Source organism: Streptomyces sp. NBC_00158, from assembly GCF_045160885.1.
Classification (GTDB): domain Bacteria; phylum Actinomycetota; class Actinomycetes; order Streptomycetales; family Streptomycetaceae; genus Streptomyces.
Map to the genome: position 1 here is coordinate 1,389,768 of NZ_CP108161.1, position 23,452 is coordinate 1,413,219.

A 23,452-nucleotide genomic window follows, 5' to 3' on the forward strand; every position below is an offset into this window, starting at 1 on the left:
CCCCCGCGGACGGAACTCCCGGACGGCCCCGTTATCTGCTGGAATGGCCTCCACACACTGCAACGGGGGGCGCAGACGGATGGCGGGGGACGTGAAGGGGCGTGCCGTGCGCTCCGCTGCCGGTACGGTACGGGCAACCACGCCCCGCACAACAGACCCTGACGTCACGTCAGTTCGGGTCGGTGCGGGATCCGGCCGGGCGGGGGGCCGGGCGTGAACCTCCCCCAGCTGCACTACGCGGGCGGCCCCGAGGGCTCCGGCTTCACCTCCGTCACCCCGGGGGTGGGCGGGGAGCTGCTGCGCGAGGCGGAGCCGCTCCTGCGGTACGAGCCGCCGGGCCGGGCGCCGGCGGCCGGGTTCCCCGAGGCGCTGTCGCTGAGCCTGCTCTCGGACGGGAGCCGGCTGCTGTCCCGCGCGGTGCACACCGGTGCGGGCTTCGACTTCGACTCCGGGTACGGGTACGGCGGCGCCGGGTTCGGGTCCGGGTCCGGGGACGGCTTCCACGCGCACGCCGTGCACCTGCCCGAGCCCGCCGGGGCGGGCCCCGCGCGGCCTCTGCCGGTCACCGCCTGGGGTTCCGCCCAGTGGGAGGACCGGACCCCGGCGGGCGGACCGCCCCCGCCGCTGGAGCGGATACCCGCGCCGGGGCGGCACGACCGGGCCGCGCTGGCGGCCTTCGTCGCCGCCCGGGGGCCCTGGCTGGCCGGGTTCTTCGCCGATGTGCGGCGGACCGTTGAGGAACCGGACGCCCCGCGCCTCCTGCTGCTGGAGGAGGACAGCGCGGCCGTGGCCCGCTGGGTGATGCTGGCCTGCGGGGTACTGCCGCACGAGCGGGGGCAGTGGCTGACCTTCACCACGTACGCCCGGCGGCCGCTGCTGGCCCCGCAGCGGCTGGTCGGGGTGCTGCCCGGCGACGAGCCGGCGGAGCCGGGGCCCTGGCGGGTGTACGGGGCCCCGGGGGCGGGCGCTCCCGGCGAGTGCGGGGACCTGTGGGCGCGGACGGCGGCGGCGGTGTGGCTGGCGGCGCGGCCCGAGCTGTTCGCGCAGGTCCGGCGGCTGCCTGCGGAGCCGTACGCGGCGGGCCCGCTGGCCTCGCTGGCGCTGGCCGCCGGGATCCCGCTGGAGCCGGCGGCCCGCGAGGCGGCCGCCGACTGGGACGGCACGTCCGGATCACGGTCCGGGGGTACCCGGCCCGCGATGGCGATACCGATACCCGGGGCCGGGACCCCCGCGCTGGAACCCCCCGGTCCGGCAGCCGCACCGACGCCCGGGCCTGGACCGGAGCCTGCGGCGGGGCGCGCCGTCACCACGGGTACCGCCCGGACCGCAACCGGGGCCGCGCCGGAGCCCGTCGGTCCGGCAGCCGCACCGACGCCCGGGCCGGGGCGTGCCGACACCGCAGGGACCGGGGCCGGGGCGGCGCCCGGACCGGGGGCCGCGGGAGACGGCGTGCGGGTGTCCGTGCCGGGGGCGGGTGGTGGGGAGGCGTTGCCCGACGTGGCGCGGCGGCTGGCGCACGCGCTGATCAGCGACCCGGACCGGGCGTACGGGCGGCGGGAGCGGGACTCGCTCGCGGAGCTGCCCGTGCTGCGGGCCCTCGTCCTCGACCGGCTGGACGCGCTCGCCGCGGGCGATCCCGCCGCCGGGGCCCGGCTGTTCGAGCGGACCGGGCTGCGGCTGGGCGCGGCGGAGGCGCTGCCGCACCTGCGGATGTGCGCCCGGGCCGCGCAGGACCCGGACGGCCTGGCGGACCGGGTCCTCGCGCTGGAGGCCCTGCTGCGCGAATCCGGTGTCTCGCTGTACGCCGAGCCGCTCGTGCTGCGCACCGGCATGCGGCTGGTCTGGGGCGGGGACCCGCCGGAGGCGGCCGAGGCCGGGCTGCTGCTGGCGACGACGGGCGCCGCCGTGCACCGGGACGCCGGGACCTGGGAGCTGCTCGCCCGCGCCGCCGTGGCGGCCCCGGCCGGGGACGGGGCGGCGGCGGACCTCGCGCCGGAACTGCTGCGGCACTTCGGGGCGGAGCTGCCGGACGGGCCGCGTCCCGCGCTGCTGCTGTGGGAACTGGTCCGGGACCTGCGTGCGGGCGGCCCGGCCGGGGAAGGGCTGCGCCGCGCCCTGGAACTGGGGGCCCTGGCCGTGGAGGCGGGCGCCCGGGAGGCGGCGTACGCGGCGGTGGCCGGGCGGCTGCTCGCGCAGGACGGGCCCGACGAGCCGGCCCTGCGGGCGCTGGCGGGCAGCGAGGACCCCGCGCTGCTGGCCGCGTACCGTCGGGCGGCGGGCTCCGCCCCGGTGGCGGAGCTGCTGCGGGGCGACCCGGGCTACCTCGCGTCCTGCTACGCCGCCTGGTCGGCGCAGCCGCAGGCCGGGCCGCTGTGGCGGAAGACGCGTACGGAGCTGCTCGAAGGGGTGCTGCGGCCGCTCGTGCGGGAGCTGCCGGCCGCGCAGCTGGCGGCCGCCGGCCGTGAGCTGGCCCGCGGCGACGGCGACCGGGCCCGGGAGTTCCACGCCTGGCGGCGCCCGTCCGCCGCCGACCGGCTGCGCGGCGCCCTGCGGGGGCTCATCCCCCGAGCAGGGCGCTGATCTGCTGGGCGAGGGCCAGGCCGGCGCTGCCGGCGCCCAGGCCGAGGGTGATGGTCTCCAGGCTGCGCCGGACCAGGCCCGGTTCGGGGGCGCGCTGCTCCCGGCCGGCCTCTTCCAGTTCGCCGCGCAGGGTGTGCGCCGCCTCGACGCGTTCCGGGCCGGCGTTCCGGTCGGTGAGCCACCGGGCGAGTTCGGCGGCCAGCCGCAGGACCTGGGCGGCGTCGTCCTCGGGCCCGATGTTGATCACGCCGTGGTCGCCGTAGTTCCCGGGGCCGTTGACGCTCCCGTGGAAGTTGTACGTGCCCATGCGGGGCTCCTCGTCCAGTGCTGGAAGCAGGGGTTCAGGGCTTGGCGGGCGCCGGGGCGGGGCCGGGGCCGCCGCCGGGGGCCGCGGACGGGCCGGGCTTGGCCGCGCCCGTCAGCGGGCCGGGGGCGGAGATGTTCACCGTGCCGCCCGCGCCGAAGTTGCCCGCCCCGTTGACGGGGCCCTGGAAGGTGTAGTTGTGGTGGTTGATGACCTGCCGGGCTTCCTCGAAGGAGCTGGTGTCGACGTTGTGGGCCTTCAGGAACCGCTCGGTCGCGGTGAGTACGCCCTGCTGCAGGCGCTGGAAGAAGTCCACCGCGTCCGTCTGCTCGGTGAACCCCATCCGCTCCCAGTCGCCGGCCCGTTCGCGGATCCCGCCGGTGGCCCCGTAGTCGAACTCGGTGTGCCGCCGGCCGATGACCCAGCGCCAGTACCACAGCCGGCCCCGGCGCAGGCCCCGCTGCCGGCCCCTGCGCAGCAGCCGGGCCGGGGCCTTGAACAGCAGCGGCGGGAAGCGGCGGGTGCCGGTGGCGAGGAGGGTGGACCAGCGGCCGAAGGGGTCCAGCCGGAGCGTGCGCACCGCCTCGAACTCCTCCCGCAGCGGCGGGACGACGTAGGCGGCCAGCTCCCAGGTGAGGCTCGGGTGCTGGAGCCGGGCCCGCAGGTGCATGGAGACGATGACCCGGCCGCCCTCGCCGGCCCGTTCCATGCAGAGGTACGTGCGCATCCCCGCGCCGGGCCGGGCCAGGGCCGCCCGCACCAGCTCCTGCGGGACGACCGGGCGCGGCGCCCGCAGCCGGTCGGGCAGCAGTTCGGGGCCCGCGTAGCCGACCCGGGTGCCGAGCACGTACAGCCGGTCCTGGGTGCGCAGCCCCTCCAGGCCGGCGATGGTGCCCATCTGCCCGGCGACGAACTCGTGCAGCTCGACCACGTCGAAGGGGACGATCTCCGGCGCCGGCCCGCCGTCGGGGTCGGCCGCGGGCGTGCTGACGTCGATGGGCTGCCAGACCCGTTCCAGGACGGCCCTGCCGCTGCCGACGAACGGGGTGTCGTGCCCCGCGACCTCGTGGTACGGCACCGCGTTGGCCCGCTCCTGTTCGCGCAGCGCGTCCTCGACCGCCGGGGCGAGCGGCGGGACCAGCCCGCCGGGGTGGCCCTTGGTGCCGATGGCCCGCAGGGCCATGGTCCGCGCCCGGTGTTCGGCGGCCAGCACCAGCAGCCAGGCGCCGAGGAACCCGCCGGCGAGCGCGAAGCGGGAGAGGCCCAGCAGCAGGTCGGGCCGGTGGACGAAGCTCGCGTAGACGCGCAGTGCGGCGCCGCCCGCCAGCATCGCGAGGAGGCCCGTCAGCAGGGCGTCGCGCAGGAGGGTGCGGCGGGTCGCGGCGCGGGCGTGGCGGGCGACGGCCACCAGGTCGAGGCCCAGCGCGGGGCCGAGGGCCTCCAGCCGGTCCTCGGTCAGTTCCACCGCCGTCCCGTGCGCGAATTCCTCGTCCAGGTGCGCGGCCGCGCTCAGCAGCCGGTTGGTGGCGTCGTCCCCGTAGGTGACGAGTCCGGGTAAGGCTCTGCCGTCCGCCATGTTCCCTCCCCCGTGGGTGTGGCCGGTCGGACCACGATACGGGGAGCCGTGCCCGGTGTCCCGGGGTCGGACGGCGCGTTCTCCGAGTAGCCGGACGGGGGGCCTACTCAGCTTCCCCACAAGGGAACTGAGCATCCGTACTCAGGCCGGGGCGCGGCCGGATCGCCATCGTGGGGGCATGCCCATACAGTCTTGTGTTCCGCGGCCGAGGGTCGGCATAACCGCCGTCGGCAGCATGCTGCCCGAGGACGTGCTGTCCTCCGACGAGCTCCAGCGCGAGGTGGCCCGGCGCAGTGGTCTGGTGCTGCCCGCGCGGCTCCTGACCCAGGCCACCGGGATCGTCTCGCGCAGGGTCGCGGCTGCGGGGGTGTACGCGTCCACGCTCGCGGTGGGCGCGGCGCGCCGGGTGCTGGACTCGGCCGGGCTCAGCCCGATGGACGTGGACCTGCTGGTCTTCGCCTCCGCCTCGCGGGACCTCGTGGAGCCGGCGACGGCGCACATCGTGCAGGCCGAACTGGGTTCCAGGGCGCACGCGGTGGACGTGACCAACGCCTGCAACAGCTTCGTCAACGGGATCGACCTCGCCCGGAGCGCGGTCCTCGCGGGGCGGGCCCGGCGGGCGCTGGTGGTGACCGGGGAGACCCCGAGCCGGGCGGTGCGGATGGACCCGGCGGACTTCGCGGAGTTCCGCAGCGGTTTCGCCGGCTACACGTTCGGCGACGCGGGCGCGGCCGTGCTGCTGGAGGAGGTGGAGCGCGGCGGGATCCTGGACGTGGACGGTGAGACGCATTCGGAGCACTGGGAGGTCGGGGGCATCCCGGGCGGCGGTTCGCGGCACCCGCGCGGGGACGCGTACACGTACTTCCAGGGGGACGGGCACGAGCTGCGCGGGGTGTTCGAGAAGGTGGGGACCTCGGTCATCGACCGGACGCTGCACCGGACGGGCATGGACTGGGACGGTTTCGCGAGGGTGCTGGTGCACCAGGTGACGGTGCCGTACCTGGAGCGGTTCGCGGAGCTGACCGGGGTGCCGGCGCAGAAGCTGGTGGTGACGGTGCCCGAGCTGGGGAACGTCGCCAGCGCGAGCATCGGGGTGCAGCTGGAGCGGGTCTTCCCGGAACTGGCGGCCGGGGAGCGGGTGCTGTTCGTGGGGCTGGGCGGCGGGATCAGCATCATGACGATGGTCTGGGAGAAGTCGTGAGCACGCCGATGTGGGTGGTGGTGCCCGCGCACGAGGAGGAGGCGCGGCTCTCCGCGACGCTGGGGGCGCTGGCCGCGCAGCGGGACCGGGACTTCACGCTGCTGGTCGTCGACAACGCCTCGGCGGACGGTACGGGCTCCATCGCGCGGGAGTTCGCGGCGCGGGCGCCGTTCCCGGTGGAGGTGATCGAGGAGCCGGAGAAGGGGGTCGGTTCGGCGGTGGACACCGGTTTCCGGTACGCGATCGCGCGCGGGGCGACCCTGCTGGCGCGGACGGACGCGGACTGCCTGCCCCGGCCGGGCTGGGCGGGTGCGGCGCGGGCCGCGCTGCGGGACCGGCCGGGGCTGGTGTGCGGGCGGGTCACGGCCCGGCGCGACGAGCACGGGCCGCTGGGGCGGGCCGCCTTCGCCGGGCTGGTGGCGCTGGCCGCGCTGTTCGGGCGGCTGCGGCCGGAGCACTCCCGGCGGCACGGCTTCCGGGCCCCGTACCGGATGCACGCGGGGAACAACATGGCGATCACCGCCGAGCTGTACCTGGCCGTGGGCGGGATGCCGCGGCGCCCCTCGCCGACGGACCGGCTGTTCCTGAACGCGGTCCGCCGCCACACCGACCGGATCTCCCGCTGCCGGGGCATGGTCGTGGAGAACTCCACGCGCCGGCTGCGCGCGTACGGCCTCGCCGGGACCGCCCGCTGGTACCTCGACCAGGGCAGCGGCACGCACGGAACGGACGACCCCCGCTGATGCTGGACCGACTCGACAAGGCGCTGCGGGCCCGGCCCGAGCAGCCCGCCGTGCTCTCCGCGACCCGTGCGGGCGGCACCCGGGTGCGCGCCACCCGGGGTGAACTCGCCGAGCTGGCGGACGGCTTCGCGGCCGCGCTGCACGCGCGCGGGCTGCGCACCGGGGACACCGTCGGGGTGGCCGTGCGGCCCGGGCCGCGCGCCCTGGCGGTGCTGCTCGCGCTGTGGCGGCTCGGGCTGCGCGGCGCGGTGCTGGACCCTGGGGCCGGGGCGGAGGTGCTGCGGGCGCGGCTGGCGCTGGCGCGGCCCGCGCTGGTGCTGGCGGACGGCGCCGCCCAGGCGGTGGCGGGGTGGGCCCGGCCGCTGGCCCGGCGGGCGGCGCTGGAGCTGCCGGAGCTGGCTTCGCTGGGTCCGGTGGCCACGGTGGGGCCCCGGCTGCCGGGGTGCGCGCCCGCGCTGGAGCGGGGGGCGTCGCGGACCGGGGTCCCGTCCGGCTACGACGGCGACGGTGACGCGGTGATCGTGTTCACCTCCGGGACCACCTCGCGGCCCCGGGCGGTGGTGCACACCCGGGCGGGGCTGGCCGCCGGCATGGAGACGGTGTCGGCGCTGTTCGAGGGGGGCGGCGACGGGCCCGTGCTGGGCGGGACCTTCTTCGTGCTGGTGCCCTCGCTGACGCGCGGGGCGCCGGTCGCGCTGCCGGCCCGCTCCCCGGCGACGCTGGCCCGGCAACTGGCGCGGCTGGGGCCGCGCGACACCTACCTGACACCGCCGCAGCTGCGGGACGCGCTCGGCGCGGGCGCCCGGTTCGGGGGCCGGGTGTGGACGGGTTCGGCTCCGGCGGGCGCCGGCCTGCTGGGCCGGGTCCGGGAGGCGGGCGCGGAGCAGGCGTGGGGGGTGTACGCGCTGACCGAGCTGTTCCCCGCGGCGGCGGTGGAGTCGCGGGAGAAGGCCGCCTTCGAGGGGGCCGGGGACCTGGTGGGCGCCCCGCTGCCGGGGGTGCGGACCGCCGTGGACGCGGACGGGCAGCTGCTGCTGACCGGGCCCGCGGCCCGGGACCGCTACCTGGGCGAGGAGCCCGATCCGTGGGTGGCGACGGGGGACCGGGCGCGCCTGGACGGGTCGGGGCGGATCGTGCTGGAGGGCCGCTGCAAGGACATGGTGCTGCGCCGGGCGGAGAACATCTACCCGGGTCTGTACGAGCCGTCCCTGCACGTGCCGGGGGTGGAGCTGGGCGTGCTCGTCGGGGTTCCGGCGGGCGACGGGGACGAGCGGCTGGTGGCGGTGGTCCAGCCGCGTCCCGGGGTGCCCGAACCGGCGCTGCGGGCCGCGCTGTCGGAGCCGCTGCGGCGGATGGGCACGGCCCGGCCGGACGCGCTGCTGTTCGCGGACATCCCGCTGTCGGGGCGCTCGCGCAAACCGGACCGGGCGGCGGTGTCGGCGCTGGCGGCGGCCCGGCTGGGGAGGGGTGCGCGGTGACCCTGTGGGTGGTGGTGCCCGCGTACGACGAGGCGGCCTCGATCGGGGGGACGCTGGCGGCGCTGGCCGCGCAGGAGGACACCGGGTTCCGGCTGGTGGTGGTGGACAACGCCTCCACGGACGGGACGGCCCGGATCGTACGGGAGTTCGCGCGCTCGGCGCCCTTCCCCGTCGAGGTGGTGCACGAGCCGGAGCCGGGGGCGGGGACCGCCGCCGACACCGGTTTCCGGTACGCCGTGCGCGGCGGGGCGCGGCTGCTGCTGCGCACGGACGCGGACTGCCTGCCCGCCCGGAACTGGACGGCCGTCGCCCGGGCGGAGTTCGGGCGGGGGGCGGAGGTGCTGTGCGGGCGGAGCGTGCCGCGCCGCGACGAGCGGCCGACGTTCGCCGAGGCCCGTCTGCTGCCGGCGCTGGTGCGGCTGTCGGCGCTGTACGGGCGGTGGCGGCCCGCGCACCGGGACCCCCGCTACCGCGCCCCGTACGTGCTGTGCCACGGCCACAACCTCGGCATCACCGCCGAGCTGTACGTGCGCTGCGGCGGGGCGCCGCGCGAGCGGCTGGAGGCCGGTTCGGAGGACGTCACCCTGCTCAACCGGGCGCGCGAGCACAGCGCGCGGGTGGTGCGCGCCGAGCACCTGGTGGTGCAGAGCAGCCTGCGGCGGCTGCGTTCCTGGGGTGCCCGGCGCACCCTGCTCTGGTATTGGGACCGGCGTTACCGGCCCGCCGACACGAAAGAGGTACACGTCCGATGAGCAGCACCGCCCAGGCACGGGCCCGCCGGCGCGACCGCCGGGTCTACCTGCGCAGCCATCCGCTGCTGTTCGGGCTGCTCGCCGCCGCGCGGGGGCGGGCCGCGCGCCGGATCGGGGGCACGGTGCTGGTGCACGACGCGGGCGCCTACCGGGAGGCGCTGACCCGGATCCCGCTGGACCGGACGGCGGCCGGGACCACGGGCGGGGCCGCGCGGGAGGCGCTGCGCGGGGCGGGCGGGGTGCTGTTCGACCAGGAGGGCGGCGGGCACCGGGCGGGCCGGCGCTCGCTCGCGGAGGGGCTCGGCGCGGCCGGGGTGGAGGAGCTGCGGGCGCTGTGGCGGCCGCTGCTGGTGCGGGGGCTGGCGCCGCTGGACCGGGGTGCGGAGGTGGACGTGGTGGCGCTGGCGCGGGAGCTGGCCGGGACGGTGGCGGGGGCCCTGCTGGGCTGCGCGGCCGGGCCGGGGGAGCTCGCGGAGGCGGCCGCGGAGGCGGCGTCGGCCTCGGTGCGCGGCCATCTGCCGGGCCTGCCGAGGCCGGGGGCGGCGGCCGGCGCGGCCCGGGCGGCGGAGCGGCTGCGGGGGGTGCTGGGCGGCGGGGACGTCCTGGACGCGATGGTGGCGGTGGCCGCGGTGAACACGACCGTGGCGGCGGTGCCGCGGGCGGTCGCCTGGTGCGCGGACGCCGGGCTGTGGGGGCAGGCCGCGGACGACGGGGTGCGGCCCCGGCTGGCGGAGGAGCTGCTGCGGGTCACGGCGGCCTCGCCGGTGCTGCCCCGGGTCGCGGCGGGGGCGGGGTCGGTGGGGGGCTGTCCGGTTCGGGGCGGGGACCGGCTGCTGCTGGTGGCCCGGCACGCGGCGGGGGCGCACCGGCGGGATCCGGACGGGCGGGACCCGGCGGGTGCGGGGGTGGCGCGGCTGGTGTTCGGGGCGGGGCCGCACGTGTGCCCGGGGGCCCGGCTGGCGACCGTGCTGCTGGAGGACGTGCTGGGGGCGCTGGCCCCGTACGGGCCGGTGGTGGAGCGGTGCCGGGTGGACCGGCGGGCGGCCCTGCCGGGTTGGCGGGTGCTGACGGTGAGGGCGGGGGCATGAGGGTCGCGGTGACGGGTGCGAGCGGGTTCTGCGGCGGGCACGTGGCCCGTGCGGCGGCCGCGGCCGGGCACCGGGTCGTCTGCCTGGGCCGCCGTCCGGGCCCGCTGGGCGGGCACCGGTTCTGGGACGCGGCGGCGGCCGGGCCGGACCTGTCGGGGGTGGACGTGGTCGTGCACTGTGCGGCGGCGGTGGGCGATCCGGCGCCGGGTTCGCGGGCGGAGGCGGCGATGCGCGCGGTGAACGTGGACGGCACCGCGCGGCTGCTGCGGGCGGCGGGCGGGCGGCCGGTGGTGTGGGTGAGCAGTGCGAGCGTCTACGACCCGTGCCGGAGCCGGTCCCGGGTCACGGAGGACCATCCGCGCGCGCACCACCTCAACGCCTACGGACGTACGAAGGCGGCCGGCGAGGAGCTGGCCCTGGCGGCGGGGGCGGTGGTGCTGCGTCCGAGGGCGGTCTACGGTCCGGGCGACACCCAGCTGCTGCCCCGGCTGCTGTCACGGGTGCGGGCCGGCACGCTGCTGCTGCCGGGGCCGGACGTGGAGCTGAGCCTGACGGCGGTGGAGAACCTGGCGGACGCCTGCCTGGCGGCGGGGGCGGGCTGGGCGCCGGGCGCGTACAACGTGGCGGACGCGGCCCCGTACGGCCGGGACGCGGCGGTCTCGGCGGTGCTGCGCGCCCACGGGGTGCGGGCGCGGATCCGGCACCTGCCCCTCGGGGCGGCGGGGGCGGCGGCCCGCGCGGCGGAGGCGGTGTCCCGGCTGACGGGCGCCGAGCCGGCCCTGAGCCGGTACGCGGTGGACCAGCTGGCGCACCCGGTGGTGCTGGACCTGGCCAGGGCCCGCGCGCAGGGCTGGACCCCGCGGCGGACCCTGGAGGACTACCTCAGCCCTCGGCCGGCGTGAGCCGGAGCGAGATGCTGTTGATGCAGTAGCGCTGGTCGGTGGGGGTCGGGTAGCCCTCGCCCTCGAAGACGTGTCCGAGGTGGGAGCCGCACGTCGCGCAGAGGACCTCGGTGCGGACCATGCCGTGCGTGGTGTCGGCCCGCAGCTCGACCGCCTCGGTGTCCTTCGGGTCGAAGAAGGACGGCCAGCCGCAGTGCGAGTCGAACTTCTCCGAGGAGCGGAAGAGCTCGGCGCCGCAGCCGCGGCAGGAGTAGACGCCCTCCGTCTTGGTGTCGGTGTACTCGCCGCGGAAGGCGGGTTCGGTGCCGGCGAGGCGCAGCACCTGGTACTCCGACGGGGTCAGCTCCGCCTGCCACTGCTCGTCCGTCTTCTGGACCTCGTACGCCATGACGTTCCCGCTCCCTCAGCTGGACAGCCGCGCGAGGATCTGGGGGCCCAGATCCGTGACGTCGCCGGCGCCCATGGTCAGAACGAGATCGCCGGGCTTGGCCATTCCCGCGATGACCTCGGCGACGGCGGTCTTGTCATGCTCGGCGGCGACGTCGGCTCCGGCGGTGCGGGCGGCGGAGATGATCAGCTCGCTGGTGACGCCGGGGATCGGGTCCTCGCGGGCCGGGTAGATGTCGAGGACCACGGATGCGTCGGCGAGGGCGAGGGCCTGGCCCATCTCCTTGCCCAGTTCCTGGGTGCGGGAGAAGAGGTGGGGCTGGAAGACGACCAGGATGCGGGAGTCGCCGGCGGCGCCGCGGATGGCCTCCAGGTCGGCGTTCATCTCGGTGGGGTGGTGCGCGTAGGAGTCGATGACCTGGACCCCGGCGGCCTCGCCCTTGAGCTGGAGGCGGCGCTTGACGCCGGTGTACTTGCCGAGCGCGGCGGCCAGGTCCTCGGCCGGGATGCCCATGGCGACGCCGGCGGTGAGCGCGGCGACGGCGTTGTGGGCGTAGTGGCGGCCGGGGACGGAGACGGTGAAGACGATCTCGCGGCCGTCGATGACGACGGCGACCTCGCTGGTCAGGCCGCGGGGAGTGACCTTGCGGATCCAGACGTCGGCGGTCTCGTCCTCGCCGTACGTCTTGACGGTCAGGTCGGGGTTGCCGCTGACGCGGCCCGCGATCTCGGCGGCGCCTTCCTGGGCGTGGGCGACGACGAGGGTGCCGCCGGGGACGATCTTGCCGACGAAGGTCTCGAAGGACTCGTAGATCTCGTCCATCGACGCGTAGTTCGCGTGGTGGTCGAGCTCGGCGTTGAGGATGATCGCGACCTGCGGGGTGTACTTGTGGAAGCTGCGGTCGCTCTCGTCGGCCTCGGCGACGAAGACGTCGCCCTCGCCGTGGTGGGCGTTGGAGCCGGGGGCGTCCAGGTCGCCGCCGATGGCGTACGAGGGGTCCAGGCCCAGGGCGCTGAGCGCGACGGCCAGCATCGAGGTGGTGGTGGTCTTGCCGTGGGTGCCGGCGACGGCGATCGGGCGCAGGCCGTCCATGACGGAGGCGAGGGCGTCCGAGCGGTGCACGACGGGGATGCCGAGCTCGGCGGCGCGGGCCAGCTCGGGGTTGTCGGCGCGGATGGCGCTGGAGACGACGACGCAGGTGGCGTCGGTGGCGAGGTGGCCGGCGGCGTGCCCGATGTGGACCGTGGCCCCGTGGGCGCGCAGCGCCTGGGCGGTCTCGGAGTCACGGGAGTCGCTGCCGGCCACCTGCGCACCGCGCTGGGCGAGGATCTTCGCGATGCCGGACATGCCGGCGCCGCCGATGCCGATGAAGTGGGGCCGTTCCATCGCGGTCGGCAGGCCGGGCTTCATTCAGGTCGCTCCAGGATCGAGTGCGGGGTGTGTCCGCCCCAGCCTATTCGTTGTGGGCGAAGAGCTTGAGCACCGGAACCTCCACTTTGTGCCGGGCGCGGGAGGCCCAGTCGCGGTGGAAGAACTCCTCGACCAGGTGGGGGGCGGTCAGGACGATGACCTCGTCGGCTCCGGTCTCGTCGACGACGGCCTTCAGTTTGTCGAGCGGGTGGTCCTCGACGATCTGGCCGACGGCCTTGGCGCCCTTGGCGCGCAGGGCGGCGAGGGAGTGTTCGAGCGCCTGTGCGGCGGGTCCCCGGGCGGCCTCGCCCTCGGGCACGTCGGCCTCGTGGAGGGCCTCGGGCAGCTCGCCGAGCGCCACGTCGTCGATGGCACGGAGCAGTCGGTCCTGGTCACCCCTGGGTTGCATGAGGACGAAGAAGGAGACCGCGTCGTCTCCGTGCAGGGTGGTGACGAAGTCCACGTCCACCGTGGTCAGCGGCTGCTCGATCATCAATACGCTCGTGAACACGGACGCCCTCTCCTTCATGGGCCGAGGCCGGTCGGCCGGCCCCTGCGGAAACCATCCTGCCCCGCCTGCGCGCGGGGCCTCGCGAGTATGTGTGCCCAGGGATGTGCCTGTCGGAAGCTAAGCGGAACGAGAAATTCCGCTCCTTGTCAGATCCGACGGTAACTGGTGAACAGGAACCCGGCCTCTTCCAGTACGCAGGCGGGCGCGAGCCGGTGCGGAACCGTGACGGAGGGCCCTCCGGAGATCCGCTGGGCACCGCCCGCCGTGAGCGTCGGGGAGATCGTCAGGCACAGCTCGTCCAGGACGTCGGCCGCCACGAACTGGCCCAGCAGCCGGGGCCCGCCCTCGGTCAGCTGCCGCCGCAGCCCCCGGGCGGCCAGCTCGCGCACCGCCCGCTCCGGGTCCACCGCGGCCCCCTCCCCCGCCACCACGACCTCGGCCCCGGACGCGGCGGCCTCGGCCACCCGGTCCGAGGGGGCACCGGCCCCGGTGACCACGAGGGTGGGCACCAGCGGCGAGGTGAACAGGGGCAGCGTGAAGTCCAGGTCCAGGCTCGCGGTGACCACCGCGATGGCGGGTGCGGGACCCTGGCCGGAGGCCGCGCGGCGGGCCGCGAAGACCTCCCGGGCCCGCGCCGGGCGGTAACCCTCCTGGCGAACCGTTTCCGCCCCCACGACCACCACGTCGGCCAGGGCCCGCAGGGTGCCGAAGATCCGCATGTCGGTCTCGCCCGAGATGGGCTGGGAGCGCCCGTCGTGCTGGGCCGCGCCGTCCAGGGTGGAGACCATGTTGGCCCGCAGCCAGTGGGCGCCGGGGGCCAGCTCGGGGTACGCGTAGGCGTCGGCGAGCTCGTCCAGCGACCACTCCCGGTCGCCCGCCGGCCACGCGGGGGCGGCCGGGCCCCCGGCAGCGGCGGATGTCTGATCGGTCACAGGGAACAGGCGTCGCATCGGTGCAGTGTGACACGCCCCGTAGAGTTGAGAGCTGTGCCGACATCTCTCTCCACCTCCGGTCCTGCCTCCGGGCAGCCCCCCATAGCCGACGCGGGCCCGCTCGCCCTGTGCGCCCGCGCACCGCGCGTGCCCGCCGAACGGCTGGTGGCCGAGATGGTCCCGCCGCCCCGCTTCGACTCGGTGCGCTTCGACACCTACAACCCCGACCCCACCCAGCCGAGCCAGGCCGAGGCGGTCACGGTGCTGAGCGGCTTCGCCGCCGGCCTCGGCGGCGCCCACGCCAGCGGCGCCGGCAAGCGCAAGTGGTTCCAGAAGAAGGCACCCGCCCCGGCCCCCGGCCCGCGCGGTGTCTACCTCGACGGCGGCTACGGCGTCGGCAAGACGCACCTGCTCGCCTCCCTCTGGCACGCCACCCCGGCCGAGCCCGCGCTCAAGGCCTTCGGCACCTTCGTGGAGCTCACGAACCTGGTCGGCGCGCTCGGCTTCCAGCAGACCGTGCAGACCCTGGGCGGGCACCGGCTGCTGTGCATCGACGAGTTCGAGCTCGACGACCCGGGCGACACCGTGCTGGTCTCCTCCCTGCTCAGCCGCCTCGTGGAACAGGGCGTGGCGCTGGCCGCCACCTCCAACACGCTGCCCGGCAAGCTCGGCGAGGGCCGCTTCGCCGCCGCGGACTTCCTGCGCGAGATCCAGGGGCTGTCCGCCCACTTCCGGCCGCTGCGCATCGACGGCCAGGACTACCGCCACCGCGGCCTGCCCGAGGCACCCGCGCCCTTCTCCGACGAGCAGGTCGCCAAGGCCGCGTACGCGACCCCGGGCGCGAGCCTCGACGACTTCCCGGGCCTGCTGGACCACCTGGCGAAGGTCCACCCGAGCCGCTACGGGGCGCTGACGGACGGGATAGCGGCGGTCTGCCTGACCGACGTCGTCCCGGTCCCGGACCAGTCGACCGCGCTGCGCCTGGTGGTGCTGGCCGACCGGCTGTACGACCGCGAGGTCCCGGTGCTGGCCTCCGGGGTGCCCTTCGACCGGCTGTTCAGTGACGAAATGCTCAACGGCGGTTATCGGAAGAAGTACTTCCGAGCCATATCGCGGCTCACCGCGCTCGCCCGCGACGCGAAACCCCTGGTCTCCCAGTAGGTTTGGCACGGCCGGGTCGCTTCTCGCGGCCCGGCCGTTTCCACTTCTGCGAAGGGACCACCATGGCCACCACGCGTCACGCGCACACCGTCTGGGAAGGCAACCTGCTGGAGGGCAAGGGTCAGGTGACCCTCGACTCCTCCGGCAAGGGCACCTTCGACGTCTCCTGGCCCTCCCGCGCCGAGGCCGCGAACGGCAAGACCAGCCCCGAGGAGCTGATCGCCGCCGCCCACTCCAGCTGCTTCTCGATGGCCCTCTCGCACGGCCTCGCCGGCGCCGGCACCCCTCCCACCCGCCTGGAGACCAAGGCCGACGTCACCTTCCAGCCGGGTGAGGGCATCACCGGCATCCACCTGACGGTGGAGGGCGAGGTCCCCGGCCTCGACAACGACGCCTTCGTCGCCGCCGCCGAGGACGCGAAGAAGAACTGCCCGGTCAGCCAGGCCCTGACGGGTACGACGATCACCCTGAGCGCCAAGCTCGCCTGATCCCCTTCCGCCGTCACCGCCACCGGGCCCGCGCGCACACCGCGTCGGGGCCCGGTGGGGTGACGGGGGCGGGTGCCCGCACGCGTCGCGCGGGGCGCGGACGCCCGGCGTGGTACCACGGGCCGGTCACATCTCCATTGGTCCGGCGGGGAGTTGCCGATGTCCGTAACCCGACGCAGCCTGCTCGCGGCAGGCGCGGTCGCCTTCAGCGGATCCCTCGGAGCGCTGTTCGCCCCCGGCGCACGCGCTTCCGCCCGCGGGTACGGGCCGTTGCTGCCCGACCCCGCCGGACTGCTGGACCTGCCCGCCGGGTTCTCGTACCGGGTGCTCTCGCGCGCCGGGGACCCGCTGCGCTCGGGCGGGGGCACGGTGCCGGCCAACTGCGACGGCATGGCCGCCTTCGGCGCGGGCGGCGGCCGGATCCGCCTGGTCCGCAACCACGAGAACCGCGCCACCGCCGCGCTGCGCGTCCCCGCCGTGGAGGGGCTCACGTACGACCCCGGGGCGCTGGGCGGCTGCACGGTGCTGGAGCTGGACCGGGAGGGCGCGGTGCGCGCCGAGCGGGTCGGGCTCGCAGGGACCGCCGTCAACTGCGCGGGCGGGCGCACCCCCTGGAACACCTGGCTGAGCTGCGAGGAGACCGAGGACCGGGCCGGCGACTCGGGGTACTCCCGGGACCACGGGTACGTCTTCGAGGTGGACCCGGCCGATCCGCACCGGCTCGGCGCCGTCCCGCTGACCGCGCTGGGCCGCTTCGCGCACGAGGCCGTCGCCGTGGACCCGTACCGGGGCGTGGTGTACGAGACCGAGGACGCGTTCGTGAAGCCCTTCGGGCTCTTCTACCGCTTCCTGCCGGCGCGGCCGCTCGGCGGGCGCGGCTCGCTGCGGGCCGGGGGCGTCCTGGAGGCGATGCGGGTACCGGGTGTGGCGGACCTGTCGGCGGTGGACGAGCCGGGGGCGGAGTTCCCCGTGGAGTGGGTGCCCGTACCGGACCCCGGGGCGGCCGTGACGCCGGTCCGCTTCCAGGACTTCGGTCCGCGCGGGATCACCCACGCGCAGAAGCTGGAGGGCTGCTACTGGGGAGGCGGCGGGGTGTACTTCGTCTCCAGCTACGCCCGCGGCCGCGAGGGGGCCGCCGCCGACCACCACGGGCAGGTGTGGTTCCACGACCCGGTGCGCGGCCGGGTCCGGCTGGAGGTGCTCTTCGGCCCGGCCGCGGACACCGCCCTGCCCGGGGACTCCCCGGACAACATCTGCCTGGCGCCCGACGGGGGGCTGATGGTGTGCGAGGACGGCGGCGGCGACCAGTACGTCTTCGGCGTCACCCCGGGCGGGGAGGTCTACCCGGTGGCCCGCAACGCGGACGACATCGGCACGGCCGGGGTGCCGGAGCGGGGGGAGCTCGCGGGGGTCACCTTCTCCCCCGACGCCCGGACGATGTACGTCAACGCCTACGCGCCGGGCACCACGTTCGCGGTGACCGGCCCCTGGCACTGATCCGGCGGCCGGCTCCGGCGGTCTCGCGCCGCCGTCCGATGTGCTGCACGATCGTACGGAACCGAGCGGATCGGGGTGGACAGCGGTGGCCGGGAAGCGGAAGAAGGACGGCGGCGCCCGCGGTGCCGGTGCCGGGGAGCCCCGTGAGGGAGCGGACGGCCCGGCGCTCGCGCCGCTGCTGCGGGTGCCGCCCGGGGAACGGGCCGCCCTCGCGGAGCTGGACACCTCCGCCACCCCGGGCGGACCGTCCGGCAAGGCGGCCGGGGCCGAGGCCGTCGCCCGGATGGCCCAGCCCCTGGCCTCCCTCCAGGAGCGGCTCTACGCGGCCAGCACCGCCGGGGACCGGCGCAGGCTGCTGCTCGTCCTCCAGGGCATGGACACCAGCGGCAAGGGCGGCACGGTCAAGCACGTGATCGGCCAGTTCAACCCGTCCGGCTGCCGGATCAGGGCCTTCAAGGCCCCCACCCGGGAGGAGCGCGCCCACTCCTTCCTCTGGCGGATCGAGAAGGCCCTCCCCGAGCCCGGCGAGATCGGGATCTTCGACCGCTCGCACTACGAGGACGTGCTCGTCGCCCGGGTCCGCGAGCTGGTGCCGGCCGACCGGGTGGAGCGGCGGTACGCGCAGATCAACGCCTTCGAGAAGGCCCTCGCCGACGACGGCGTGACCCTGGTGAAGGTCTTCCTGCACATCGGCCGGGAGGAGCAGCGCCAGCGGCTCCTGGCGCGGCTCGACGACCCGCGCAAGCACTGGAAGTTCAGTACCGGGGACCTGGAGGACCGCGCGCTGTGGCCGGCGTACCGGGAGGCGTACGAGCTGGCGATGGAGCGCTGCTCCACGGAGGCGGCGCCCTGGTACGTGGTCCCCGCGGACCGCAAGTGGTACCGGAACTGGGCCGTCGGGAAGCTGCTGCTGGAGCATCTGGAGGCGATCGGGCCGCAGTACCCGCCGGGTGACTTCGACGTCCAGGAGTGCCGTAAACGTCTGCTTGCCACATAGTCATATATTTTGCGTACGTGACCCTTTCTGCACGCAAAGCAGCGGCGGTGGCCGTGCTCGGCGCCGCCCTCGCGGGATGCGGGAGCGGCCCCTCGGGCCCCCCGCAGGGCGCCGGGCAGGCCCGCCTGGCCAGTCCCGCGCCCTCCGGCCCGGCCACCGCGTCCACCCAGGCCTCCCCCTCCGCCCCCGCGTCCCCCTCCGCCTCCCCGCTGCCCGGCGCGCCCGCCGGGGTCCCGGTCCTGGCTCCCGGCGCGAACGGCCTGACCCCCGTCTTCGAGCGGACCCGGCAGCGCACCGAGAAGACGGTGGCGCTCACCTTCGACGCCGACATGACCTCCGACCAGGGACCGCGCGCCGCCTCGGGGGAACGCTTCGACAACCCCGACCTGATCGACTCCCTGCGCCGGCTGAAGGTGCCTTCGACGGTCTTCATGACCGGCCGCTGGGCCGAGGAGTACCCCGACCAGGCCAAGGCCATCGGCACCGACCCGAACTTCGAGGTCGCCAACCACTCGTACAGCCACCACGCCTTCAAGTCCCCCTGCTACGGGCTCCCCGCGCTGGACGGCGAGGCCGCGCGGGCCGACGTGGACCGGGCCTTCGCCGCGTTCCGGAAGGCGGGCGCGGTCAACACCGTCCCGTACTTCCGCTTCCCCGGCGGCTGCTACGACGACCAGGCGCTGAAGGCCCTCGTCCCGGCGAAGGTCACGGCCGTGCAGTGGGACGTCGTCAGCGGGGACGCCTTCGCGAAGGACCCCGACGCGGTGGCGGAACAGGTGCTGGCCGGGGTGAAGCCCGGGTCGGTGGTGGTCATGCACTGCACCCGCAGCGCGGCCCCGGTGACCGAGCAGGCGATCCAGAAGATCGTCCCCGAGCTGCGAAAGCGGGGATTCCGCTTCGTGAAGGTGTCGGAGCTGATGGGGAAGTAACGTTCCTCCGCGCGCGGGCTCCGGCCCGCCCGGTCAGCTGCGCCCGGTCGGCTCCGCCCGGTCAGCCGCGCCGCGTGCTGACCAGGCAGGCCGCCGCCCCCGCCGCCCCGGCCAGCAGCACCGCCCCCGCCAGCGCGCCGAGCGGGAGCGGCGCGCTGTCCGCGCGGGCCGCCCCGACCAGGGCGGACACCGCGCTGCGGGCCGGGGAGAAGGCCAGGACCCAGGCCAGCAGCGAGCCCACGCCCGCGGCGAGGAAGGAACGGCCCCGCCCGCGCAACAGCGGCCTGCTGCACACCGCGCCCACCGCCGCCCCCGTCAGCGCGCACACCGCCACCGCCACCGCTCCGGCCAGCGCCGTACCGGCCGGGGGCTGGTGCGTGAGGTCGCCCGCCAGCAGGGCGTAGGCCGCGCCCGCCGCCCCGGCGAGCAGCGCCCCGGCCAGCGCGGTCAGCAGGGCCGCCGCGTGTACCCGTACGGGGCCGGCCGCGGCGGCGGAGACGGCGCGGGCCGCCGGGGGTTCGGCCGTGACGCAGATCCGGACCAGCCAGGCGCTCAGCGGCACCAGCCCGGCCGCCGCGTAGCCGAGGGCGTCGAGCGCCGGGTCTCCGGAGCGTATGCCGACCGCGACGAACGCCGCGTACACGACGAGCGGCCCGATCCAGTGCTGGGAGCGCAGCAGCAGGGCGCCCTGGTAGCGCAGCAGGGCGGTCACGGTCACGGGAGTTCCTCCACGGAGCGGATGTGCCAGGGCGGGCCGGCGGTGAGCAGCTCGCGCAGTACGGCGTCGGAGCGCTCGGCGTCCACGGTCAGCAGCATCCCGCCGTCGGGGGCCGGCTCGGCCGCGGCGGCCAGGCCCGGGGGCGGGGCGGCGCCGGGCGGGCCGGTCGCGTGGATCCGTACGGCGGGTGCGCGCGGGCCGGCGTGCGCGGCCGGGGCCTCCAGGGTGCCGCCGCGGACCCGGTAGTGGGCGTCGGGCAGGCCGGCGAGGCGGGCGGGGTCGTGGTCGACGAAGACGACCGTGCCCCCGGCGGCGGTGCGTTCGGCGACGGCGCGGTCCAGTTCCGCCCGGGCGGGCGCGTCCAGCCCGGTCCAGGCCTCGTCGAGGACGAGCAGCCCCGGCCCGGCGAGCAGTGCCTGGGCGACGGCCACCTTCTGGCTGGTGCCCTTGGAGAGTTCGGCCATCGGGGTGCCGGCGTACGCGGCGGCGCCGAAGCGCTCCAGCCCCTCGGCCGCCCGCCGGGCCGCCTGCGCGCCCGTCAGGCCGTGCACCCGGCCGAGGTGGGTCAGGTAGGCGCCGGCCGTCAGCGGCAGGGCCGCCGGGAAGCGTTCGGGTACGTAGGCGGTGCGGGCCGGGCGGCCCTCGATCCGGCCCTCGGTCGGGGTGTCGATGCCGGCGATGACGCGCAGCAGGGTGGACTTGCCGCCGCCGTTGCCCCCCTCGACCCGGACCAGGGCGCCGGCCGGCAGCTCGGCCGTGATCCCGCGCAGCACCCAGGGCCGCCGCCTGCCGTAGCGGCGGCCCACGCCCGTGAGTTTCAGTGCGCCGCCGCCGTCTCGGTGACCTCGCTGGGCCGGACGATGACGAAGCCCTCGCCGCTCAGCTTCAGCTGGACGGCCTCGCCGGAGCCCCCGCGGATCATGGAGCCGACGGACTGGGAGCGGTGCAGCCCGGTGTCCAGCGCCGCGCTCCAGCCGACGACCGCGTCCGTGTCCACGTACACCGGCGCCTGGGCGGTGACCGGGATGATGATCGGGTTGCCGTCGCAGACCACGGCGAGCTTGCCGGTGCCGGTGAAGAGGCTGTTGAAGAGCCCGCCGCCGGTCATGCCGGCGCCCTTGACCATCCTGATCTCGTAGGACAGCGTCGGGTCGAAGCAGAGCACGTTGCGCCCGTTGATGGTGAGGGCGTCGCCGGGCTCGAAGTCGATGATGAAGCAGTTGCCTGCCTGGTGCGCGAACCAGGCCTCGCCCTGGCCGTGCACGGACATCAGCGCGAGGCCCTCGCCGGTGACGGCCCGCTTGAGCATGCCGCCGATGCCCTGGCCCTTGCGCTCGAACTGGAGGTTGCCGCGGAAGGCGACCATCGACCCCTGCCGGGCGAGCATCTCCCCGTTCACGGCGTACTTCACGGACTTGGCGTTCTGCAGGGTCATGCCCGGCGCGGTGGCGGGCTGGACGAGGTTCTCGCTCGCGAAAAGGTCGCTCTTCATGGACCCGATCCTCACCCGCGCCGCCCACCCGGGACATCATCCTGAAGGCGGAGGCTGGCATGCTTGGCCGGTTGACTTCTCCCCCTCCTGGCGGAGGGGACTCCTACGGCTCGCGCCGTGGGTTTTCCTGCTTCACCGCCGGCTGCCCGCCCGGAGTTCTCCGTTGGGGTCTTACGCCGGCTCCACAGGCTGTCACCGCCAGTCCGACGGCCAAGAGCGTCTGTGCCGCGTTCGTGTCCCGGTCATGGGTCGCCCCGCACCCGCCGCACGTCCATGTACGGACGTTCAGCGGCAGTTTCCCTGCAAGGGCGCCGCAGTTCGAACACAACTGCGAGGACGGAAACCAGCGGTCGACCGCGACCACGTTCCGCCCGTACCACTGCGCCTTGTACTCCAGCATCGTTCGGAACTCGGTCCATGCCGCGTCGCTGATGGCGCGGGCCAGGCTCCGGTTCTTGACCATGTTGCGGACGGTCAGGTCCTCGACCACGAGCGTTTGGTTCTCACGCACGAGGCGGGTCGTCAGCTTGTGTAGGTGATCACGGCGTCTGTCCGTGATCCGCGCATGGATCTTGGCGACCTCGCGCCGGGCTTTGGCCCGGTTCGCACCATCGCCTTTGGCCTTCTTCGCCAGACGTCGCTGCGCCAGGGCGAGACGGGCCCGGTCACGGCGTTCGTGCCGGGGGTTGGTAATCTTCTCGCCGGTCGACAGGGTCGCCAGGTGTGTCAGGCCCACGTCGATGCCCACCGCCGCCGACACGGGCGGTAGCGCCATCACGGTGGGGTCGTCGCACAACATGGACACGAACCACCGCCCAGCGCTGTCCTGGGACACGGTCACCGTGGACGGCTGCGCGTCTTGCGGTAGCGGGCGGGACCACACAATCGCCAGAGGGTCCTTCATCTTGGCGAGGGTGAGCAGGCCATCCCTGTACTTGAAAGCACTGGTGGTGTACTCGGCCGACCGCCGCGACTTCTTCCTCGACTTGAAACGCGGGTACTTCGCCCGCTTCCCGAAGAAGTTGGCGAACGCCGTCTGCAAGTGCCGGAGCACCTGCTGCAGCGGAACGGACGACACCTCGTTGAGGTAGGCGAGTTCTTCGGTCTTCTTCCAGGCCGTGAGCATCGCCGATGTCTGGTTGTAGTTGATCCGCTCTTGACGCGTCCACGCCTCCGTCCGCGCGGCCAGAGCCATGTTGTAGACCTTCCGCACGCACCCGAACGTGCGCGACAGCTCAGCTGCCTGCACATCGGTCGGGAAGAAGCGGTACTTGAACGCCCGCTTCACGTGAGTCGAAGCCACGACTCACAAACTATAAAGTCATTGCGTGAGAGGGCAATCTCTGGCCAGAACAGCGCAACAGCGAACCCCGGCGCTCTGCGCAGCTCGGTCAGGAATGCGATTTCTCCCGCCGGCCTGAAGGCCTGGCTTTCCACTCAAGGAGAATTCGATGAGCAGCCAGCACGTGAACGAGACCACAGACGTACCCGCGGTCGGATCGGACAGCCCCTTCCGGCGCGAGCACGCCCTGCGCGACGAGGCCCCGCAGTTCGTCCTGCCGCTGGTGGTGCGGATCGAGAAGGCCGAACCGCCGGCGCGGACCGACGCGCTGGAGACGGCGGCCCGTGCGGTGCTGGTGCTGCTGACGGACGAGCGCTCGCACGGCGAGGGCGAATGGGCAGAGGCCGTGCGCGACTGGCAGGACGCGCGGATCCGCAAGGTGGTCCGGCGGGCGCGCGGCGCGGAGTGGCGCAAGGCGGGGACCCTGCCGGGCGTCACGGTGGAGGGGCGCGCCTCGGAGGTCCGGGTGTTCCCGCCGGTCCCCCTGGACGGCTGGCCCAAGGAGCTGGCCAAGCTCCAGGTGTCGGGCACCGACCTCGACGACCCCGAGCCGGCGGGCCCGGTCGAGCCGGGGATCCCGGTGCTGTGGCTCAACCCCGACCTGGACATGTCGGCGGGCAAGGCGATGGCCCAGGCCGGCCACGCGGCGCAGCTGGCCTGGTGGGAGCTGACGGCGGCCGAACGCGCCCTGTGGCAGGCTTCCGGCTTCCGGCTGGCCGTGCGCACGGCCCCGCGCGAGCGGTGGGCGGAGCTGAGCGGCAGCGGGCTGCCGGTGGTCCGCGACGCGGGCTTCACGGAGATCGCCCCGGGCTCCTGCACGGTGGTCTCGGACCACCCGGCCCTGCGCGCCCGGCTCTGAACCCGCGGGACGGTTCCGCCCTGGTGGGGCCCGTGGTCGCGGGAGCGGCCGCGGAACCTCAAATGTTGCTCTGAACGTCCCCCACCGGTGGTTGGCCCGGCCGC

At 75.5% G+C, this 23,452-nt stretch carries 23 protein-coding genes; 13 read left to right on the forward strand and 10 right to left on the reverse strand.

The genetic code is table 11. The features are described 5' to 3' along the window. Positions 1-213: 213 nt before the first annotated feature. Positions 214-2,580: a GTPase-associated protein 1-related protein gene (locus tag OG553_RS06245; RefSeq protein ID WP_405978016.1), complete on the forward strand. Its 2,367-nt coding sequence runs from the start codon at positions 214-216 to the stop codon at positions 2,578-2,580. On the opposite strand, the gene OG553_RS06250 is transcribed toward OG553_RS06245, so the two are convergent. Then, positions 2,558-2,887: a hypothetical protein gene (locus OG553_RS06250; protein ID WP_405978017.1), complete on the reverse strand. Its 330-nt coding sequence runs from the start codon at positions 2,885-2,887 to the stop codon at positions 2,558-2,560. The genes OG553_RS06245 and OG553_RS06250 overlap by 23 nt on opposite strands. A 34-nt stretch (positions 2,888-2,921) precedes the next feature. Continuing rightward, positions 2,922-4,460 (reverse strand): hypothetical protein, encoded by a 1,539-nt coding sequence (locus OG553_RS06255; protein ID WP_405978018.1) that lies wholly within the window; start codon positions 4,458-4,460, stop codon positions 2,922-2,924. Between the two features lie 178 nt (positions 4,461-4,638). Here OG553_RS06255 and OG553_RS06260 point away from each other — a divergent pair, with 178 nt between their 5' ends. From OG553_RS06260 to OG553_RS06285, 6 genes are read left to right on the forward strand one after another with little or no spacing between them, the layout of a single operon-like run. Next, the gene (locus tag OG553_RS06260) at positions 4,639-5,661 is read left to right on the forward strand and encodes a 3-oxoacyl-ACP synthase III family protein (protein WP_405978019.1); all 1,023 of its coding nucleotides are present in this window, start codon (positions 4,639-4,641) and stop codon (positions 5,659-5,661) included. Further along, positions 5,658-6,404, forward strand: coding sequence for a glycosyltransferase family 2 protein (locus OG553_RS06265; protein ID WP_405978020.1), 747 nt, complete (start codon positions 5,658-5,660; stop codon positions 6,402-6,404). The genes OG553_RS06260 and OG553_RS06265 overlap by 4 nt, the downstream gene beginning before the upstream one ends. Continuing rightward, the gene (locus OG553_RS06270; protein WP_405978021.1) at positions 6,404-7,882 is read left to right on the forward strand and encodes a class I adenylate-forming enzyme family protein; all 1,479 of its coding nucleotides are present in this window, start codon (positions 6,404-6,406) and stop codon (positions 7,880-7,882) included. The genes OG553_RS06265 and OG553_RS06270 overlap by 1 nt, the downstream gene beginning before the upstream one ends. Next, on the forward strand, positions 7,879-8,634 hold the full coding sequence (locus OG553_RS06275) for a glycosyltransferase family 2 protein (protein ID WP_405978022.1): 756 nt from the start codon (positions 7,879-7,881) through the stop codon (positions 8,632-8,634). Before OG553_RS06270 ends, OG553_RS06275 begins: the two co-directional genes overlap by 4 nt. Next, on the forward strand, positions 8,631-9,722 hold the full coding sequence (locus OG553_RS06280) for a cytochrome P450 (protein ID WP_405978023.1): 1,092 nt from the start codon (positions 8,631-8,633) through the stop codon (positions 9,720-9,722). Before OG553_RS06275 ends, OG553_RS06280 begins: the two co-directional genes overlap by 4 nt. Beyond that, complete coding sequence (locus OG553_RS06285; protein ID WP_405978024.1) at positions 9,719-10,624, forward strand: NAD-dependent epimerase/dehydratase family protein; 906 nt, start codon at positions 9,719-9,721, stop codon at positions 10,622-10,624. Before OG553_RS06280 ends, OG553_RS06285 begins: the two co-directional genes overlap by 4 nt. Here the strand turns inward: OG553_RS06285 and msrB are convergent. The 4 genes from msrB to OG553_RS06305 all read right to left on the reverse strand — a co-directional run bounded on the left by msrB (position 10,605) and on the right by OG553_RS06305 (position 13,883). Further along, entirely contained in the window at positions 10,605-11,012 is a 408-nt protein-coding gene (gene msrB, locus OG553_RS06290; protein ID WP_362467124.1) for a peptide-methionine (R)-S-oxide reductase MsrB, read from the reverse strand. The genes OG553_RS06285 and msrB overlap by 20 nt on opposite strands. 15 nt (positions 11,013-11,027) lie before the next feature. Beyond that, positions 11,028-12,422 (reverse strand): UDP-N-acetylmuramate--L-alanine ligase, encoded by a 1,395-nt coding sequence (gene murC, locus OG553_RS06295; RefSeq protein ID WP_405978025.1) that lies wholly within the window; start codon positions 12,420-12,422, stop codon positions 11,028-11,030. Positions 12,423-12,465: 43 nt separating this feature from the next. Next, a complete protein-coding gene (locus tag OG553_RS06300; RefSeq protein WP_405978026.1) occupies positions 12,466-12,933 on the reverse strand; it encodes an indole-3-glycerol phosphate synthase in 468 nt (155 codons plus the stop codon). A gap of 146 nt (positions 12,934-13,079) precedes the next feature. After that, positions 13,080-13,883 (reverse strand): pyrimidine reductase family protein, encoded by an 804-nt coding sequence (locus OG553_RS06305; RefSeq protein ID WP_405978027.1) that lies wholly within the window; start codon positions 13,881-13,883, stop codon positions 13,080-13,082. Positions 13,884-13,919: 36 nt separating this feature from the next. On the opposite strand from OG553_RS06305, the gene zapE reads away from it, so the two are divergent. From zapE to OG553_RS06330, 5 genes are all read left to right on the forward strand, one after another. Further along, positions 13,920-15,026, forward strand: a complete 1,107-nt coding sequence (gene zapE, locus OG553_RS06310; RefSeq protein WP_405978028.1) for a cell division protein ZapE — start codon at positions 13,920-13,922, stop codon at positions 15,024-15,026. 62 nt (positions 15,027-15,088) lie between these two features. Beyond that, on the forward strand, positions 15,089-15,514 hold the full coding sequence (locus OG553_RS06315) for an OsmC family protein (RefSeq protein ID WP_007267209.1): 426 nt from the start codon (positions 15,089-15,091) through the stop codon (positions 15,512-15,514). 159 nt (positions 15,515-15,673) lie between these two features. Beyond that, positions 15,674-17,011, forward strand: coding sequence for an alkaline phosphatase PhoX (locus OG553_RS06320; protein WP_405978029.1), 1,338 nt, complete (start codon positions 15,674-15,676; stop codon positions 17,009-17,011). Positions 17,012-17,096: 85 nt separating this feature from the next. Continuing rightward, entirely contained in the window at positions 17,097-18,008 is a 912-nt protein-coding gene (locus OG553_RS06325; protein ID WP_405978030.1) for a polyphosphate kinase 2 family protein, read from the forward strand. Positions 18,009-18,025: 17 nt separating this feature from the next. Continuing rightward, complete coding sequence (locus OG553_RS06330; protein ID WP_405978031.1) at positions 18,026-18,937, forward strand: polysaccharide deacetylase family protein; 912 nt, start codon at positions 18,026-18,028, stop codon at positions 18,935-18,937. A gap of 61 nt (positions 18,938-18,998) precedes the next feature. Here OG553_RS06330 and OG553_RS06335 read toward each other — a convergent pair whose 3' ends face one another. From OG553_RS06335 to OG553_RS06350, 4 genes are all read right to left on the reverse strand, one after another. Continuing rightward, positions 18,999-19,655 carry an ABC transporter gene (locus OG553_RS06335; RefSeq protein ID WP_405978032.1) on the reverse strand — a complete coding sequence of 219 codons (657 nt, stop codon included), beginning with the start codon at positions 19,653-19,655 and terminating at the stop codon, positions 18,999-19,001. Then, positions 19,652-20,476, reverse strand: coding sequence for an ATP-binding cassette domain-containing protein (locus OG553_RS06340; protein ID WP_405982977.1), 825 nt, complete (start codon positions 20,474-20,476; stop codon positions 19,652-19,654). The genes OG553_RS06335 and OG553_RS06340 overlap by 4 nt, the downstream gene beginning before the upstream one ends. Then, positions 20,473-21,147, reverse strand: a complete 675-nt coding sequence (locus tag OG553_RS06345) for an AIM24 family protein (protein ID WP_405978033.1) — start codon at positions 21,145-21,147, stop codon at positions 20,473-20,475. The genes OG553_RS06340 and OG553_RS06345 overlap by 4 nt, the downstream gene beginning before the upstream one ends. 103 nt (positions 21,148-21,250) lie before the next feature. Beyond that, complete coding sequence (locus OG553_RS06350) at positions 21,251-22,450, reverse strand: RNA-guided endonuclease InsQ/TnpB family protein (protein ID WP_405978034.1); 1,200 nt, start codon at positions 22,448-22,450, stop codon at positions 21,251-21,253. 148 nt (positions 22,451-22,598) lie between these two features. Here OG553_RS06350 and OG553_RS06355 point away from each other — a divergent pair, with 148 nt between their 5' ends. After that, positions 22,599-23,348 carry a peptidyl-tRNA hydrolase gene (locus OG553_RS06355; RefSeq protein WP_405978035.1) on the forward strand — a complete coding sequence of 250 codons (750 nt, stop codon included), beginning with the start codon at positions 22,599-22,601 and terminating at the stop codon, positions 23,346-23,348. Positions 23,349-23,452 lie beyond the last annotated feature (104 nt).

Excerpts from the sequence above, each read along its gene's own strand:
- OG553_RS06250 (WP_405978017.1), bottom strand. The coding sequence starts at position 2,887 with ATGGGCACGTACAACTTCCACGGGAGCGTCAACGGCCCCGGGAACTAC.
- OG553_RS06255 (WP_405978018.1), bottom strand. The coding sequence starts at position 4,460 with ATGGCGGACGGCAGAGCCTTACCCGGACTCGTCACCTACGGGGACGAC.
- OG553_RS06260 (WP_405978019.1), top strand. The coding sequence starts at position 4,639 with ATGCCCATACAGTCTTGTGTTCCGCGGCCGAGGGTCGGCATAACCGCC.
- OG553_RS06270 (WP_405978021.1), top strand. The coding sequence starts at position 6,404 with ATGCTGGACCGACTCGACAAGGCGCTGCGGGCCCGGCCCGAGCAGCCC.
- OG553_RS06280 (WP_405978023.1), top strand. The coding sequence starts at position 8,631 with ATGAGCAGCACCGCCCAGGCACGGGCCCGCCGGCGCGACCGCCGGGTC.
- OG553_RS06285 (WP_405978024.1), top strand. The coding sequence starts at position 9,719 with ATGAGGGTCGCGGTGACGGGTGCGAGCGGGTTCTGCGGCGGGCACGTG.
- msrB (WP_362467124.1), bottom strand. The coding sequence starts at position 11,012 with ATGGCGTACGAGGTCCAGAAGACGGACGAGCAGTGGCAGGCGGAGCTG.
- murC (WP_405978025.1), bottom strand. The coding sequence starts at position 12,422 with ATGAAGCCCGGCCTGCCGACCGCGATGGAACGGCCCCACTTCATCGGC.
- OG553_RS06305 (WP_405978027.1), bottom strand. The coding sequence starts at position 13,883 with ATGCGACGCCTGTTCCCTGTGACCGATCAGACATCCGCCGCTGCCGGG.
- OG553_RS06315 (WP_007267209.1), top strand. The coding sequence starts at position 15,089 with ATGGCCACCACGCGTCACGCGCACACCGTCTGGGAAGGCAACCTGCTG.
- OG553_RS06320 (WP_405978029.1), top strand. The coding sequence starts at position 15,674 with ATGTCCGTAACCCGACGCAGCCTGCTCGCGGCAGGCGCGGTCGCCTTC.
- OG553_RS06345 (WP_405978033.1), bottom strand. The coding sequence starts at position 21,147 with ATGAAGAGCGACCTTTTCGCGAGCGAGAACCTCGTCCAGCCCGCCACC.
- OG553_RS06355 (WP_405978035.1), top strand. The coding sequence starts at position 22,599 with ATGAGCAGCCAGCACGTGAACGAGACCACAGACGTACCCGCGGTCGGA.